Here is a 15,496-nt window from a genome sequence, read left to right as displayed (position 1 = left end):
TGGTATGACTAGCAGGTGGAGATTTTCAAGCCGATCGGAAACGTCCTGGACCGCGCGGTCACGGAGCGCCCGGATGCCCCCGCGGTCGAGGCCGCCTCCGGCATCTGGACGTACATCGAACTCGATGATCAGGCCCGACGGGCCGCAGGCGCACTGTGGTCATTGGGCGTACGTCCGGGCGATCGGGTCACCGCCTGCCTGCCCAACGATCTCGACATCGTGGCGGCATTCCATGGCGCCCAGCGGATCGGTGCGATCTGGGCCGGCGTCGGAGAAGCACTGTCGGCAGGCGAGCAACAGGACATCATCGACCTGTGCGGACCCACTGCGGTGCTGTCGGGAACGAATGGCAAGGTGACCGGCCCGGAATGTGTTGAGCCCGAACGATGGTCCGAGTTGCTTCGCAGCGACTTCGAGGCACCGGATGTGGAGCCGGACATCGATTCACCGGCCGGGATCGCGTTCACCAGCGGCACCTCGGGTCGCGCCAAGGCCGTGGTCCACAGCCACCGAAATCTCCTGTTGCCCGGTGCCGTGCTCAACAAGACCCGCGGATGGGGTCCCGACCTGCGCAAGGGCGACAGCTTCCCCCTGACGATCCTCAACCTCATGGTTCTGTCGACACTGCTCACCGCCCAGGCCGGCGGGTGCGCGGTGGTGATGAACCGTCGTGATGTCGATGGCCTCATCGAGTGGATCAGCACCCGGCGCGTGACGGTGTGGAACGGTGCGCCCGCGCAGCTCTACGACCTCGCCCGCCGTCCCGACGCCGACCTGAGCTCGTTGCGTGAGGTGTGGAGCGGCGGCGGAGACACGTCCGACGCCCTGCGGCAGGAATTCGCCGACGCCCACGGACTGATCCCCCGCGTCACCTACGGCCTGACCGAGGCACCCACTGTCGTCTCGATCGATCCACCCGATGGCCAGTGGCGAGTGCGGGCCAGCGGGCAGATACTGCCGCACTTCGACGTCGCCGCGTACGACGACAACAACAATCGACTGCCTGCAGGCAAATCCGGAGAGCTGAAGTTGGCCGCTGCTCCCGGCGGAGAATGGGCCGGGGCCTGGCGACCCCTGCTCGGGCACTGGGGTCCGGACGGGCTCGATGAGGCAGCGCCGGGCCCGCTACCGACCGGCGACATCGGAACCGTCGACGGCTCCGGGTGGCTGACGGTGATCGACCGCAAGAAGCTGGTGATCATCCGCGGCGGGGCCAACGTCTATCCACTCGAGGTGGAGCGAGCAATCAGCACGCACCCGGACGTCGAGAAGGTGGCGGTGTACCCGATCCCCGATGACCGCCTGGGACAGCGAGTGGCGGCGGTGGTCGAGAGTTCGTTCTCCACATTGGATTTCGACGATCTCACGGCGCATTGCCGTCGCGAGGTGTCGTCGTACAAAGTCCCCGAGACCTGGACCCAGGTCGATGCGCTGCCGGTGAACGCGATGGGCAAGGTGCAGCGGGCCGGGCTTGCCGAGTTCGTTGAGCAACAACGCATTCCCAGCCGACAGGTCACCTCGAAGGGAACCACCGCGTGAGCGAGCTGTTCAATCTCAAGGGCAAAGTCGCAATCGTGACCGGCGGATCGTCAGGACTGGGGGTTGCGGTCGCGGAAACCCTGACCGAGGCCGGCGCCCGGGTTGCGGTGGTGGCGCGGCGCAAAGACAGGCTGAGCGCGGTCGCCGAACGGATCAACGGTCTTGCGGTCGCCTGCGACCTGTCCGACCTCGAACAGGTCGGCACAATCGTGCCGACCGTGGTGGACGAACTCGGACCACCGGACATCATCATCAACGGCGCAGGCAGCATGTTCACCGAGGAGAAGGCGGAGTCCGAGCCGCTGGAGGCCATCCGGCAGACCCTCGGCCTGAATCTGATGGCACCTTTCCTCTTGGCCCAGAGCGCTTTTCCCCACCTGGTCGAAGCAGGCGGCGGTTCGATCGTGAACATCTCGTCGATCAGTGGCCAGGTCGGCATCCCCGGGATCCCGCAGGCGTCTTATGCCGCAAGCAAGGCCGGGCTGTCCGGGCTGACGGCCGAACTCGCGGTGCAGTGGGCCAGGCACTCGATCCGGGTGAACACCGTGGCACCCGGCTTCTTCCGCAGTGAGATCACCGGCCCTCTCTACACCAGCGAGCGGGCCTCGGAGTACCTACGCCGCAACACACCCCTACCGAAAGAAGGTTCCGCGCAAGACATTGTCGGCGCCGTGCTCTGGCTCGCCTCCGATGCCGGGAGTTATGTCACCGGCCAGACCATCGTGGTCGACGGCGGATGGACAGCACGCTGACTCCCGGCGATTAGCACCTGTAAGCATTGCAATCCTTACGAGGATTGACGTAATGTCGGCCACATTGTTGCCCCACTTGGGGCGGTTGAAAGGACTACTTCTCTCATGTTTTCGGCAGTTGTCATCGAAAAGGGCGAAGCAGGGCAATCCGTTGCCCTCAAAAACGTCGAGGAATCCGAGCTTCCCGAGGGAAACGTCCAGATAGACGTGGACTACTCCTCACTCAATTTCAAAGACGCACTTGCCATCACCGGCAAGTCCCCGGTGGTCCGCAAATTCCCGATGGTGCCCGGCATCGACCTGGCAGGCACCGTCACGGCCAGCTCGCACAGCAAGTGGTCCACGGGCGATCGGGTCGTCCTCAACGGCTGGGGTGTCGGTGAAACCCACTGGGGCGGCTTCGCCCAGCGCGCCAGCCTCAACGGCGACTGGCTGGTACCGCTGCCCGCCGAGTTCACCGCCAAGCAGGCCATGGCGATCGGCACCGCCGGTTACACCGCGAGCCTCTGCGTCGAGGCGCTGGTCAACGCAGGCGTGCGCCCCGAGCAGGGCGAGATCCTGGTGACCGGAGCCACCGGCGGCGTCGGCAGCGTTGCGATCGCACTGTTGACCAAGGCTGGCTTCACCGTGGCCGCCTCCACCGGCAAGACCTCCGAGGTCGAGTATCTCCAGGCGCTCGGAGCATCCACCGTCGTCGATCGGGCCGAGCTCTCCGAAAAGGGCAAGCCGATGCAGAAGGAACGCTGGGCAGGTGTTGTCGACTCGGTCGGCAGCTTCACCCTGGCCAACGCCTGCGCGCAGACCCGCTACGGCGGCACCGTTGCCGCCTGCGGTCTCGCCCAGGGCATGGACTTCCCGGCATCGGTCGCGCCGTTCATCCTGCGTGGGGTATCGCTCCTGGGCATCGACAGCGTGATGGCACCCATCGAGCGACGGATCACCGCCTGGGCCCGCCTGTCCCGCGACCTCGATCCAGGCGCCCTGGAGTCGATCGCCACCGAGATCTCCCTTGCGGAATCGATCAAAGCAGCCGACCAGTTGATGGACGGCACCGTGCGTGGCCGCATCGTTGTCGACGTCAATCGCTGAAACAGGAGTACACACATGACCACTAGCGAGACCGAAGCCGTCCAGCTCGACCTGACCGACGTCGACCACCGGGTGGGCAAACCCGTTGGCGGCGGGCAACTCTGGGACCCCTGCAGCACCTCGGACATCCGCCGATGGGTGATGGCGATGGACAACCCGAACCCCTTGCACTGGGATGAGGAGTTCGCGCGCAATTCGAAGTTCGGTGGGCTCGTGGCACCGCAGTCCATCGCGGTGGGCCTGGACTACGGACACGGGGCGGCGCCTGCCTGTGTGGGGCATATCCCGAACAGCCACCTGATCTTCGGTGGCGAGGAATGGTGGTTCTACGGCACACCCGTGCGACCGGGCGACAAACTGTTCCAGGACAGGTGGTTTCACGACTACAAGGTGGCCGAGACGAAGTTTGCCGGCCCCACCATGTTCTCCCGCGGCGACACCGCCCACAAGAATCAGCACGGGGCATTGGTCGCCAGGGAGCGGTCGACCGCCATCCGCTATCTCGCGGCCGAGGCCACCAAGCGCGGTATGTACGACAACGAGATCGGCGTGGTCAAGAAGTGGACCAATGCCGAGCTACTCGAAGTAGAAAAGCTCCGGGACGACTGGCTCATGTCCAACCGATTGGGCGTCTCACCGCACTTCGATGAGGTCAACGTCGGCGACAAACTCCACCGCCGGGTGATCGGTCCACACACCATCGCGAGCTTCACCACCGAATACCGCGCCTTCCTGTTCAACATCTGGGGCACTTTCCAATGGGTTGCACCCGAAGGGGTCGACGATCCCTGGGTCTATCAGGATCCGGGGTGGGTCGAGGGCTTCGGCTTCGACGAGGAGGGCGCCAAGATCGATCCACGCAAACGGGACGGCCTATATGTCGGCCCCTCGCGTGGACACATCGACGCCGACAAGGCCGGTGAGGTCGGCATGGCACGCGCCTACGGGTACGGCGCCACGATGGGTGCCTGGTGCACCGACTTCCTCGCCAACTGGGCCGGCCATGACGGCATGGTCCGGCACACCAAGGCCGATTTCCGCGGACCCGCATTCGAGGGAGATGTGACCTACTTCGACGCCGAGATCGTGGACAAGAAGGCCGACTCCGAGTGGGGCGTACCGCTTGTCCAGATCAAGCTGAAGCTCACCAGCCAGGACGGCACCACACTGGTGACCTGCACCGCCGAGGTCGAACTACCGCTCTGACAGACCCAGCCGCGACAAAGACGACAACGAGGTCAGCCTTGAGTACTCAGATCACCACCGAATCGACCGCCGCAACGTCGGTGGTATCTGGTCCACCGCTGAGCGAAGAGCCCGGCCTCGGCACACTCACGATGCCGGGCTTTTTGCGTGAGGTGACCGAGTTGTACGGCGACCGTGAGGCACTGGTGATGCACACCCCCGAGGGTGTCATCCGCTGGTCCTACACCGAGCTGTGGGAACGTGCGGTCGAGGTGGCCCGGGCGCTCCATGCCTCCGGCATCGGCAAAGACGGTCGTGTCGGTGTACTCATGACCAACCGACCCGAGTGGATCACCGCGGTGTTCGGCACCGCACTCGCCGGCGGTGTGGCCGTCACCCTCAGCACGTTCTCGACCGCCGCCGAGTTGGACCACCTACTCGGGGTCTCCGGCGTCTCAGTGCTGTTGTTCGACCGCAAGGTGCTCAAAACCGACTACGCGAGTGTGTTGACCGCGCTCGAACCTGCGATCAACGACGCGGCCCCCGGCGAACTCCATTCGTCGAAATACCCTTTCCTGCGTCACCTTGCAGCGGTTGGCGATGGTTCCGATCTACCGGGTGCGATCGAGACCTGGGATGACTTCGTCGCCCGTGGTCAGGCCTCACCGCGGGAGCTGGTCGAGGCAACGGCCGCAGCGGTGAAGCCGAGCGATACTGCGGTGCTGTTCTTCTCGTCGGGATCAACCAGCAAACCGAAGGGCATTTTCAGCGCCCATCGCGGGGTGTCCATTCAGCTGTGGCGATTCCGACAGCTCTACCACTTCGGCCCGGAGGACAACATCCGGTGCTGGAGCGCGAACGGATTCTTCTGGTCCGGCAATTTTGCGATGGCACTGGGCAATACGCTGTCCAGCGGCGGCTCACTCGTACTGCAGACGACCTTCGATGCGACCGAGGCGCTGGAGCTCATCGAGTCCGAAAAGGTCAACTTCCCGTTCGCCTGGCCGCATCAGTGGGCGCAATTCGAATCTGCACCCAACTGGGCCACCGCAGATCTGAGCAGCTTGCGATTTGTCGACCATCGCACCCCGGTGGCGCGCCATCCGTCGGTCACAGCGGAGTGGATCGAACCCGGTTATGCCTACGGCAACACCGAAACCTTCACGATCTCAGCCATTTACCCGGCAAACACCACCGAGGAACAAGCCGGTGGCAGCAGCGGCAAACCCCTACCGGGCGTGACGTTCAAGATCGTCGACACGTTGTCCGGCAAGACCGTGCCGGTGGGCGAGCGGGGCGAGATCTGCGTCAAGGGACCGACACTGATGCTCGGCTATCTCGGCACACCACTGAGCGAGTCTGTCGACGACGAGGGCTTCTTCCCCACCGGCGACGGTGGGTATGTCGACGGCGAAGGCCGGTTGTTCTGGGAAGGACGCCTCACAGACATCATCAAGACCGGCGGCGCCAACGTCTCACCCCTCGAGGTCGATGAGGTTCTGGTGGCACATCCCGGGGTCAAGGTCACCCGCACCGTCGGTGTCCCCCACGACACGCTCGGCGAAGTGGTTGTCGCATGCATCGTTCCGCATGCCGGCGCAGATCTGAAGCCCGATGAGATCCGCGCGTACATCAAGGGCGAATTGGCCAGTTACAAAGTGCCCCGGCATGTTCTGTTCTTCACCGATGACGAGATCACTCTGACCGGTAGCGCCAAGATCAAGACCAGTGATATCCGCGATCTCGCAGCGAAGAGGCTCACCCCCGCACCCCGCTGATGTGGGGTTATCGGAGTCTGGCTGCGAGCGCCTCGCGGTGTTGTGCGGGCGAACCGAATAGTGATCGATTCAGGATGGCCCGTTTGAGGTAGACGTGGATGCCACTTTCCCACGTGTAACCCATTCCGCCGTGGAGCTGCATCGCACTGCCCGCCACCTCGACGGCCATGCCGCCGGTGAACGACTTGGCCATCGCAACGGCCACCGCGGCGCCCGGCTGGTCGGCAGCGAGCGCACGTACGGCCGCGTCGACGAGCTTCTGCGCGACCGTCACCTGAACAAGCATGTCTGCGCAGGCATGTTTGACGGCCTGGAACGAGCCGATCTTGCGGCCGAATTGTTCTCGCACCCCGACATAATCGACAGTTGCCGCCATTGCTGCCTCGCTGAGCCCGAGGCTGTCACAGGCCACACCGAGCGCGGCGCGATCGTGAAGATGACGCAATGCCTCTGCGCCTTCGGATTCGAACTGCCACACCGAATCCGCCGACACCACCACGTCCGCTGCGGTCACCCGACCGAAGCTGCGAGTGAGATCGACAACCGGCTGATCGGCGATGGTCAATCCGGCGGTGTTGCGATCGAGGGCCACGATGACGGTCATACCGGGTTCATCCGGATCGAATGCCGGGATGAGTAGCCGGTCGGCATGAGGTGCGCCCAGGACCAGGTCGGCCTCACCGTTCAGCTGCCATCCGGCCTCGCTGCGGGTGATCCGGAACGGGGTCTGATCAACCTCGTCGAGGTTGTTCTCGCCTTCGACCACAACGATCGGAACCACATCGCCAGATACGGTGTCGCGCAACAATTGGTCGCGCTCAGGAGCCGGCGCCAGCAACTCCAGCAGTCCCAGGCTCAGCGTTGCGACGGCCGGGTATGGGCCGGTCGTCACCGCTCGGCCCGTTTCTCGGAGCACGACGGCAACCTCGGCGAAGGTCGCGTCGGCACCGTCGAAGTCCTCGGCAGCCTCCAATCCCAGCCACCCGGAACCAGCAACCAACTGCCAGTCGACCGGCGTACCCACCTCGGCTTTGGCAAGCAGATCGCGTGCCACCGCGCGCAGTTCCCCGTGCAGTTCGGAAAGGTTATCGGTGGGCATCAGGCTCCTGCCGGTTCTCGCGGCAGGCCGAGGCCTCGCTCGCCGATGATGTTTCGTTGTATTTCGCTGGTCCCGCCTGGGATGGTCCATTCCCACGATCCGATGAAATCCAGGACCCAGGAACCCGATTCCCATCCGCTTGACAGCGGTTTGCGCAGATGGGTCTGTGCCGACAGCCCGGCGACCTCGGCACCGAAGTCGGTCAGCTCCTGCAGCAACTCGCTGTAGAACAACTTCACGATCGAGGCATCCGCGGGCCCGGGGTGATCATTGGTGGCAAAGTCCGAGCAGAGCAGGCGCAGTCCTTCGATCTTCGTCTCCAGCATCGCCAGCCGATCCGCCACCAGCGAATCATCCACTGGCACAGATCCGTTTCGTCTGGGTCTGGAACACTCTTCCACCAACCACCGAAACCCGCCGTGCGCCAGGCGCTCCGACAATTCGAGCATCGTCATTCCGCGTTCGGCACCGAGAGTCTCCTGGGCGACCTGCCAGCCGGCGTTCTCCGGCCCGACGAGGTTCTCGGCCGGAATCACCACATCGTTGAGGAAAATCTCGCAGAAGTGTGATTCGCCGGTCGCCTGCCGGATGGGCCGGACCTCGACGCCGGGTGTCTGCATGTCGAGCAAGAAGTACGAGATACCGCGCCGTTTGGGGGCATCCGGATCTGTCCGGGCCAACAGCAGACACCAATCCGAGTGCAGCGCACCACTTGCCCAGAGTTTCTGGCCGTTGACGATGTAGTTGTCGCCCCCAACGCCATCAGAAACTCTGCGGGCGGATGTCTTGAGCGCGGCCATATCTGAACCCGCACCGGGTTCGGAGAATCCCTGACACCAGATCTCGCCGCCGAGGATCGCCGGGAGGTGACGTTCGCGCTGTTTCTCGGTACCCGCGGCCAGCAGCGTCGACGCCGCGTGGTGGATCGAGACGAATGGCAACACCAGTCGTGGTGCGTCGTGGGCGGCGAGTTCCTGATAGAGCACCACCTGCTGCTCGACGGTCATGCCGCCGCCCCACTGCGCCGGCCAGTGCGGCACGGCGTAGCCGGCCTCGTTCAGCTCGGCGAACCATTGCTTCTGGAAGCGGACGAACACCTCGTCCGAGACACCGGTCTGCGCCGCCCGCCAGTCCGCCGGAATGTGTGTCACACACCAGTCCCGGACCGTCGCTCGAAAGTCCCCGTTCCGAAAGTCACTGCGCTCTGCTGCCATCAGGTGCGCGCCCGTTCCACGAGTGCCAGAAGACGGTTGCGGTGTTCCTCGGTCTGCATCGTGACGACTTCAGCGGCGAACCCGGCCTGCAGAGGTCCGGCCAAAGCCTGGCTCAAGTGCATGTTCACAATCCGTTTTGTGCTTTGCAGCGCCTCGCGGGGTTGCGCGGCCAGGCGCTTCGCAAGGGCGCCTGCCTGATCGGCGAGTTCGTCGGGGGCACAGGCACGGGTTGCGAGCCCGAGTTCGACCGCGGTGGCCGCCGGGATCCGGTCGCCGGTATACAGGTATTCCCTCGACCTCAAGATCGGGGTGAGCAGCGGCCAAAATGCCGCTCCCCCATCACCGGCGGCCAGGCCGACCGCCACGTGAGGATCGGCGAGATAGGCCTTCTCCGAGATCAGGACGATGTCGCACAACACCGCGATGCTGCATCCCAAGCCCACGGCCGGACCGTTGACGGCAGCGATGATCGGCAGCGGGAAACGCAGCATCTCATCGATGATCTCGGCACCTTCGCGGATGCTCTCATCGCGGCCGGCGGGGTCGTCGAGAAATGAGGTGATCCAGGCGAGATCCCCACCGGCGCTGAACGCCCGGCCGGAACCGGTGAGAATCACGACGGCCGCGTCGCGGTCAGCAGCGATCTGCCGCCAGACGTTGGCCAGGGCCCAGTGCAGATTCTTGTTCACCGCACCCAGGTCATCGGGACGATTGATGGTCACCGTCCGGACCGGGCCTTCGCAGGTCACCGTCAATTCGTCGGGCAGATCGTACTTCACCGGTCCCCCAATGGTTTTCACTGAACGGGTTTTCATTGAATGATCGCCACCGGCTCGGGCACCGTGGCAAGAGTGTTGCCGAACAGGCCGGTCAGGCCTTTGCGCCCCACGCGAGAGGTGAGGGCGGCGCCGGTTGCGGACAGACCCAGCGGTAGTCGTCGCAACGGCAGGCTGTACCGCGAGAGCCACGAGAGGGTGGTCTCGTCGCAGAAGCCGGTGGCCCCGTGCAGTTGATGAGCGACGCGGAACACGACGTCTGCCGCCTCCACTGCGGCCAACCGCAGCGCCAGTGCATCGTCGACGGCCTCGGCCTGCCGCGCCTCGATGCTCCACAACGCGTACTTGGCAAGGACTTCCACGCCACTGCGCTCCACCTCCGCATCGGTGAGCTGGAACTGGACACCTTGGAGTTGGGCCAGCGGTCGGCCGAACTGTTCACGCATGAGTACGTGCGCTCGGGTGAGTTCGAGAGCCCGGTCGAGCATGCCCAACAGCGTCCAGCAGGGCAGCACCAGCCCGAGCGCCAGATCCTTCTCGCCATTCTTGTCGATCGACGTGAGTGCCAGCGGTGCAACAAAAGCCGATGTGCGCGGCGGCGCTATCGCAGGCAGCACGGTGACGGAGCTGCGCACACCACTCAATGCGACTGCAGACCATCGCAATTCGATGTCGGCGATCGCAGCTGCCGGACCATGATCGGCAACAACCACCAATCCGTCGACATCGAGGTCAACCGGCCTGGCGAGACGCTCTGCCACCGGATACGGGATACCCCAATAGCCGGCACTTCGACACAGCGCAGCCGCCGCCTCGAGTTCATCGGCATCTCCGCGAGGATTGAGCTCCCAGGCACCGAGGCCCGCGAAAACCGATTCCAGGGGTCGTTCCCGACCCGCCGGATCGACCTCTGCTCCTTCGAGAAGCCGGTCGCCGCCGGCGGCTTCGAACGCGCGCAACGCCGCAGTGCCGTATTCCGTTGCTTCCGGGCTCAAGTCGATGTTCATGATGCCGCCAGCAGGTTGCGGGCAAGCAGGATTCGCTGCATCTCGATGCTGCCCGACGCAACCGTCGCCGCCTGCGAGTAACTCCAGTGCGCTTGCACGTCCAGCCGGAATCGTTCTGCCTCTTCACCCGTCAGGGGCGCGTATGTGGCCAGCTCGGTCAGCACATTGGCGCTGGTTTGGTCGAGTGTGGTCACCGCGATCCGGTACAGCGCGGCGTCGGCCGGGCGTACCCGCCCTTCGCTCTGCATCGACACCACCCGATACGCCAGCAGCCTGGCCCGTCGACAATGAACCAACATCCGGGCCCAGCGGGCGTGGAGTTCGGCAGGCAGGTCATCCCACGCATCGCCCAGCACCGTAGGTGCTTCCTGCAGCAACCGCTCGCATCGGGCGTACCTGGCGATGCCCACCCGCTCGAACGCGAGTACCTCCTGGACGACTTTCCATCCCTCGTCCACCGTTCCGAGGACGTGGGCCTGCGTGACCTTGAGGTCGTTGAAGAAGACCTCGTTGAGGTGATGGGGGCCCAACATCGCGCGGATCGGCCGGACTTCGATGGCCGGATCGGACATCGGCACCAGGAAGACCGTCAGACCGTGCTGCTTTCGCTCACCCGACGAGGTGCGGGCGAGAAGGAAGCACCACTGGGCCATGGTCGCGTACGAGGTCCAGATCTTCTGTCCGGAAATGCTCCACCCGTCACCCTCCCGTCGCGCTGCGGTGCGCAATGAGGCCAGGTCAGAGCCGGACCCCGGCTCGCTGAACCCCTGACACCAGATCACCTCGCCGCGCGCGATCGGCGGGAGATGCAACTGCTGCTGCTGCGTTGTCCCGTGGCGCATGATTGTCGGCCCGACCCAGTTCACGCCCATGTATTGGGCACCGCGCGGTTCGTGATGTGCCCACATCTCCTCGCGGACCACCGTCTGCTCCCAGACCGAGGCACCCCGCCCGCCGAACTCCTCGGGCCAGGCCATACACAGCAGGTCACGATCAGCCAGAAAGCGACAGAAGGCCTGCGCGGTTTCGAGATCGTCCGGGTCATCGGTGAACGCACCCCGAAACTCTGCCGGAACATTTTCCTTGATCAGCCAGCGAAGGTCGTCGCGGAGCGCGTTCGCCGCCTCACCCAACGTGAAGTCCATGCGAGCACGGTAACTCAATCCTCATAAGGATTGGAATACTTGAATGGTAAGTCTCGTCAGATTAAGCTGGCCGAGTGAATATAAGGTGGCGAGCGTGACATCTGCCCAGAGCCGCCGCGTTCCACAGCGTCGGATTGCCGAAACCGTTGCCGACGAGCTGCGGGACAACATCCTCGCCGACGACAACTACCGTCTCGCGACCCAGGAACAACTGGTCAAGGATTTCGGTGTCAGCTACCCCTCGATCCGCGAGGCCTTGCGCATCCTGGAGACCGAAGGCCTGGTCACCGTCCGCCGCGGCAACGTCGGCGGCGCGGACGTCCACCGCCCCGATGAGACCTCGGCTGCCTACCACCTCGGGCTTTCGCTGCAGGCCGGCCGCGTCACCCTCAAAGACCTCGCCGACGGGCTACAGATGCTCGAACCCATGTGCGCCGCGGAATGCGCCAAGCGCGAAGACCGCCTCGAGGTTGTGGTCCCGGCCCTGACCAAGGCCATCGACGAATCCGTCGAACACATCACCAGCGGCGTCGACTTCACCAACTCCGCCCGCGACTTCCACGACCTGGTCGTGGCGTTCACCCCCAACGCGACCATCCGTTACGCCGTGGGCAGCTACGTCGCACTGTGGTCGGCACAGGAAGAAGCCTGGGCGGAAGCCCGCACCCGGCACGGCGAATACCCCTCCCAGATCGAGGCCGAAGGTGCGGTCCACGCCCATCGCCGCCTCGTGGAAGAGATCGCAGCCGGACGGGCCGACGAGGCCGCCCGCTTTGCCCGCGCCCACCTCGCGGCAACACAGGCACTGGTGCTGGAGCGCTATGGCGATCGGGTTGTCAACGCGTCGGCAGCCATGTCTCGCCAGACCATCCAGTCCAGCCGGCGGTCCCGCATCTGAGTTTGCCCACGGGGCAGCTCACACTGCGAAGTCTTCAAAGAGCTTGCAGTGACACGACCTTCAAACCCTTACTGAGGGACGGTCAGCCCTGACCCACATTGGCAGACACAGCATCAAGTTGAAGTAGTTCAGTGTCAGTCAGTTCCAGGTCGACCGATGCCAACAGAGCGCCCAATTGCCCCGGGACCCGCGCGCTGGCGATGGGCGCGACCACGGTCGGCTGTTGGCGTGTCCACGCCAGGGCGACACTGGCGATCTCCACGCCCCGAGCTTGCGCGATGACCGCCAGCTCGTTGACCACGGCCAGACCTTCGGCGTTGAAGTAGCGGTCGACGATCTTGCTGCGCGCAGCGGCGTCCACGTCGGACTGCGTCCGGTACTTGCCGGTGAGAAAGCCACTGGCGAGAGCCCAGTAGGGCATCACACCCAGGTCGAACCGCTCGGCAAGTGGGCGCAGTTCCGACTCGAAGGGCTCTCTGGCAACCAGACTGTAGTGCGGTTGCAGGGCAACCGGTTTCGCAAAGTCATTTGCTTCGCAGATCGACAACCACTCCGAGATGCGCTCGGGCGAATAGTTCGAAATGCCGAGATGTCGGACCTTGCCTGCTCGAACCAGCGCATCGAACGCGCCCAGCGTCTCCTCCAGCGGCACACTGGGATCGTCGTAGTGCGCGTAGTAGAGGTCGATGTGGTCGGTCTGCAGGCGGCGCAGGGATGCCTCTGCTGCCTTGGCGATATTGTCCGGTGCCAATCCCAGAAATTCCGGATGCCGACTCACCTTGGTGGCCAGGACAATGTCGTCTCGCCTGCCACGTGTGGTGAACCACTGCCCGAGGATCGTTTCCGACTCGCCGCCCGAGTTGCCCGGAATCGAGGCCATGTAGCTGTCCGAGGTGTCGATGAAGTTCCCACCCGCGGAGACGAACTCGTCGAGCACTGCGAACGACGTGTCCGCGTCACTGGTCCAGCCAAAGGTGTTGCCGCCGAGATTGAGCGGGAATACGTCGAGGTCAGAGCGTCCGATCCGAGTCATGGCATCTCCAGGTCATTGGGGGTCGCCCAGGACGATACCCTCGCGACGCGGGTCGGCTCCGCCAGACCAACCCTGATCAGTCCGCACCAGCGCGCTCAGGCCGCTGGACTGATCAGCGACGTCCACTTGATGTCCCAGCTGCCGAAGGCCAAGGATCAGAGGATCTGCGGCACCATCGTCTGCCGTGTCGATACCCGGATGCTCGCCGCCGACATTGGTTTTCGGGGTGTTCGCGGCACCGAAGTCGACCATTGACACGGCCTGCTGGGGATCCAGTCCCCAATCGATGAGTCCCACCAGTGTTTTCACGACGAACTGGATGATCACCGAGCCCCCTGGTGATCCGAGTACCATCTCGAGCTGACCACGTTGATCGTCCTGCGGCCCAGCGAAGACGAGCGTCGGCGCCATCGAACTACGCGGTCGCTTGTTCGGTTCCACCCGATTTGCCAGCGGAAGGCCCTGCCCGTCAGCAGGTTCCGCCGAGAAGTCGGTGAGCTGATTGTTCAAGATGAAGCCATCGACCATGTGGAATGACCCGAACGCCGACTCGACCGTGGTCGTCATCGACGCCGCGTTGCCATCCTTGTCGACAACGGAGACATGACTGGTGCCGTGCTCGACTCCGGCATACCAGCCCATGGGTTCACCGGTGTCGAATGCACCTGCGGTAGCGGTACCCATGGATCGTTCCGGATCTATCAGCGAAGCACGGTCTTTGAGGTACGCGGGGTCGAGCAGCGCATCTGAGTTCCCACCCGGTAGCGGCACAAAATCTGAGTCGGCGATGTACTTGTCGCGATCGGCATAGGCCAGACGCTCAGCCTCGGCGATCAAATGAACCCCCGTAACAGAGGGCTCGCCACCATTGGCGTCGACTGCGGTCGGACCGTACTGGTCGAGGGGAAAGTTCGAGAGAATGCCGAGCGTGGAAGCCACGGCCAGACCGCCCGAGGACGGGTTCGGCATTCCGCACACCTGGTTATCGCGATACCCGACGCATATCGGTTCACGAACCTTTGCGTCGTAGTTCGCAAGGTCCTCGAGTGTGATCAGTGACGGTGTCATCCCGTTCTCGGTCGAGCCCGCCTTCGCAACAACGGATTCCGCGATGGGACCGGTGTAGAACGCGTCTGCGCCCTCTGACGCGATAGCGCCCAGAGTTTTCGAGTATGCGGGATTCGTCAACACGGTCCCGGCAGGCTTGGCGGTACCGTCGGGATTCAAGAAGTACTCACGGGCGGCCGGATCGGCGGCCAGTTCTGTGGTCGATGCAGCGATGGCTGCCGCCATCCGGGGACTGATCTCGAATCCACTGTCGGCCAATCGCGTCGCAGATCCGAACAGGCTCTGCCAGTCCGCGCTTCCGTGCTCATCGTGGACGTCTTCGAGGAGTCGCAACACGCCCGGCACGCCGATGGATCGGCCACTCGCACGCGTATTCGGCACCGGTTGGGTCCGGTTGGCATCGTCAACCCAGCGAAGGTAGTTCTCCGTGGCGGCGGCCGGCGCCACCTCACGACCGTCGTAGGCCTGTACCGATCCGTCTTTCGCGTCGTAATACAACGCGAAAGCGCCGCCTCCGATACCCGAGCTCTGCGGCTCCACCAGACCGAGCATCATCTGGGCGGCGACCAGTGCATCACCCGCGCTTCCCCCGTCGGCCAACACCTCGCAGGCGGCCTCGGTGGCCAACGGATTCGCGGTGGCCGCGGCGAACGAGTTCGTGTGCACCGCGACCATATCGCTGCGATAGCCGGTGGCAACCTCGGGATTTGTCGAAATATCCTGCGCCGCTGTGGCACCCGGGGCCGGCGATGCCGCAGCGGCAACCGAAGTGGTTGCCGAGTCCGTCGGGATGGCGCAGACGTCAGCGGACTGTGCGTTTTCGTTCGACGGCGTCGAACAGGACACCGTCAGCGAAAGTGCGACCACCGCCGCCGTGACGCCGGCGACCCGACGGACCCGTACCACCAGCGGT

13 protein-coding genes are annotated in these 15,496 nt (G+C 64.3%); 6 read left to right on the top strand and 7 right to left on the bottom strand.

The annotated features are described in order from the left end of the window. Positions 1 to 15: 15 nt before the first annotated feature. From AC1TPF_RS06130 to AC1TPF_RS06110, 5 genes are all read left to right on the top strand, one after another. Positions 16 to 1,539, top strand: a complete 1,524-nt coding sequence (locus AC1TPF_RS06130; protein WP_482143104.1) for a class I adenylate-forming enzyme family protein — start codon at positions 16 to 18, stop codon at positions 1,537 to 1,539. Beyond that, complete coding sequence (locus tag AC1TPF_RS06125) at positions 1,536 to 2,291, top strand: SDR family NAD(P)-dependent oxidoreductase (RefSeq protein WP_482143103.1); 756 nt, start codon at positions 1,536 to 1,538, stop codon at positions 2,289 to 2,291. The genes AC1TPF_RS06130 and AC1TPF_RS06125 overlap by 4 nt, the downstream gene beginning before the upstream one ends. Before the next feature lie 105 nt (positions 2,292 to 2,396). Further along, positions 2,397 to 3,380 carry an acrylyl-CoA reductase (NADPH) gene (gene acuI, locus AC1TPF_RS06120; RefSeq protein WP_482143102.1) on the top strand — a complete coding sequence of 328 codons (984 nt, stop codon included), beginning with the start codon at positions 2,397 to 2,399 and terminating at the stop codon, positions 3,378 to 3,380. A gap of 15 nt (positions 3,381 to 3,395) precedes the next feature. Further along, complete coding sequence (locus tag AC1TPF_RS06115) at positions 3,396 to 4,586, top strand: MaoC family dehydratase (protein ID WP_482136013.1); 1,191 nt, start codon at positions 3,396 to 3,398, stop codon at positions 4,584 to 4,586. A gap of 38 nt (positions 4,587 to 4,624) precedes the next feature. After that, a complete protein-coding gene (locus AC1TPF_RS06110; protein WP_482143100.1) occupies positions 4,625 to 6,343 on the top strand; it encodes a class I adenylate-forming enzyme family protein in 1,719 nt (572 codons plus the stop codon). A 7-nt stretch (positions 6,344 to 6,350) separates the two neighbouring features. On the opposite strand, the gene AC1TPF_RS06105 is transcribed toward AC1TPF_RS06110, so the two are convergent. From AC1TPF_RS06105 to AC1TPF_RS06085, 5 genes are read right to left on the bottom strand one after another with little or no spacing between them, the layout of a single operon-like run. Further along, on the bottom strand, positions 6,351 to 7,442 hold the full coding sequence (locus AC1TPF_RS06105; protein ID WP_482143098.1) for an acyl-CoA dehydrogenase family protein: 1,092 nt from the start codon (positions 7,440 to 7,442) through the stop codon (positions 6,351 to 6,353). Beyond that, positions 7,442 to 8,656: an acyl-CoA dehydrogenase family protein gene (locus AC1TPF_RS06100; RefSeq protein WP_482143097.1), complete on the bottom strand. Its 1,215-nt coding sequence runs from the start codon at positions 8,654 to 8,656 to the stop codon at positions 7,442 to 7,444. The genes AC1TPF_RS06105 and AC1TPF_RS06100 overlap by 1 nt, the downstream gene beginning before the upstream one ends. Continuing rightward, complete coding sequence (locus tag AC1TPF_RS06095; RefSeq protein ID WP_482144038.1) at positions 8,656 to 9,435, bottom strand: enoyl-CoA hydratase/isomerase family protein; 780 nt, start codon at positions 9,433 to 9,435, stop codon at positions 8,656 to 8,658. Before AC1TPF_RS06095 ends, AC1TPF_RS06100 begins: the two co-directional genes overlap by 1 nt. 32 nt (positions 9,436 to 9,467) lie before the next feature. Continuing rightward, on the bottom strand, positions 9,468 to 10,439 hold the full coding sequence (locus AC1TPF_RS06090; RefSeq protein ID WP_482143095.1) for an acyl-CoA dehydrogenase family protein: 972 nt from the start codon (positions 10,437 to 10,439) through the stop codon (positions 9,468 to 9,470). Further along, positions 10,436 to 11,584 carry an acyl-CoA dehydrogenase family protein gene (locus tag AC1TPF_RS06085; RefSeq protein WP_482136018.1) on the bottom strand — a complete coding sequence of 383 codons (1,149 nt, stop codon included), beginning with the start codon at positions 11,582 to 11,584 and terminating at the stop codon, positions 10,436 to 10,438. The genes AC1TPF_RS06090 and AC1TPF_RS06085 overlap by 4 nt, the downstream gene beginning before the upstream one ends. A 94-nt stretch (positions 11,585 to 11,678) precedes the next feature. Here AC1TPF_RS06085 and AC1TPF_RS06080 point away from each other — a divergent pair, with 94 nt between their 5' ends. After that, a complete protein-coding gene (locus AC1TPF_RS06080) occupies positions 11,679 to 12,482 on the top strand; it encodes a FadR/GntR family transcriptional regulator (RefSeq protein ID WP_482136019.1) in 804 nt (267 codons plus the stop codon). A gap of 82 nt (positions 12,483 to 12,564) precedes the next feature. Here the strand turns inward: AC1TPF_RS06080 and AC1TPF_RS06075 are convergent, their stop codons facing one another. Further along, entirely contained in the window at positions 12,565 to 13,515 is a 951-nt protein-coding gene (locus AC1TPF_RS06075) for an aldo/keto reductase (RefSeq protein WP_482136020.1), read from the bottom strand. A gap of 12 nt (positions 13,516 to 13,527) precedes the next feature. Next, positions 13,528 to 15,489, bottom strand: a complete 1,962-nt coding sequence (ggt, locus tag AC1TPF_RS06070) for a gamma-glutamyltransferase (protein WP_482144037.1) — start codon at positions 15,487 to 15,489, stop codon at positions 13,528 to 13,530. Between the last annotated feature and the right edge of the window lie 7 nt (positions 15,490 to 15,496).

It is taken from the genome of Williamsia sp. Y853 (genome assembly GCF_056786495.1).
This window is presented reverse-complemented; position numbering and strand designations above follow the sequence as displayed.

Excerpts from the sequence above, each read along its gene's own strand:
- AC1TPF_RS06100 (WP_482143097.1), bottom strand. The coding sequence starts at position 8,656 with ATGGCAGCAGAGCGCAGTGACTTTCGGAACGGGGACTTTCGAGCGACG.
- AC1TPF_RS06090 (WP_482143095.1), bottom strand. The coding sequence starts at position 10,439 with ATGAACATCGACTTGAGCCCGGAAGCAACGGAATACGGCACTGCGGCG.
- acuI (WP_482143102.1), top strand. The coding sequence starts at position 2,397 with ATGTTTTCGGCAGTTGTCATCGAAAAGGGCGAAGCAGGGCAATCCGTT.
- AC1TPF_RS06115 (WP_482136013.1), top strand. The coding sequence starts at position 3,396 with ATGACCACTAGCGAGACCGAAGCCGTCCAGCTCGACCTGACCGACGTC.
- AC1TPF_RS06085 (WP_482136018.1), bottom strand. The coding sequence starts at position 11,584 with ATGGACTTCACGTTGGGTGAGGCGGCGAACGCGCTCCGCGACGACCTT.
- AC1TPF_RS06105 (WP_482143098.1), bottom strand. The coding sequence starts at position 7,442 with ATGCCCACCGATAACCTTTCCGAACTGCACGGGGAACTGCGCGCGGTG.
- AC1TPF_RS06075 (WP_482136020.1), bottom strand. The coding sequence starts at position 13,515 with ATGACTCGGATCGGACGCTCTGACCTCGACGTATTCCCGCTCAATCTC.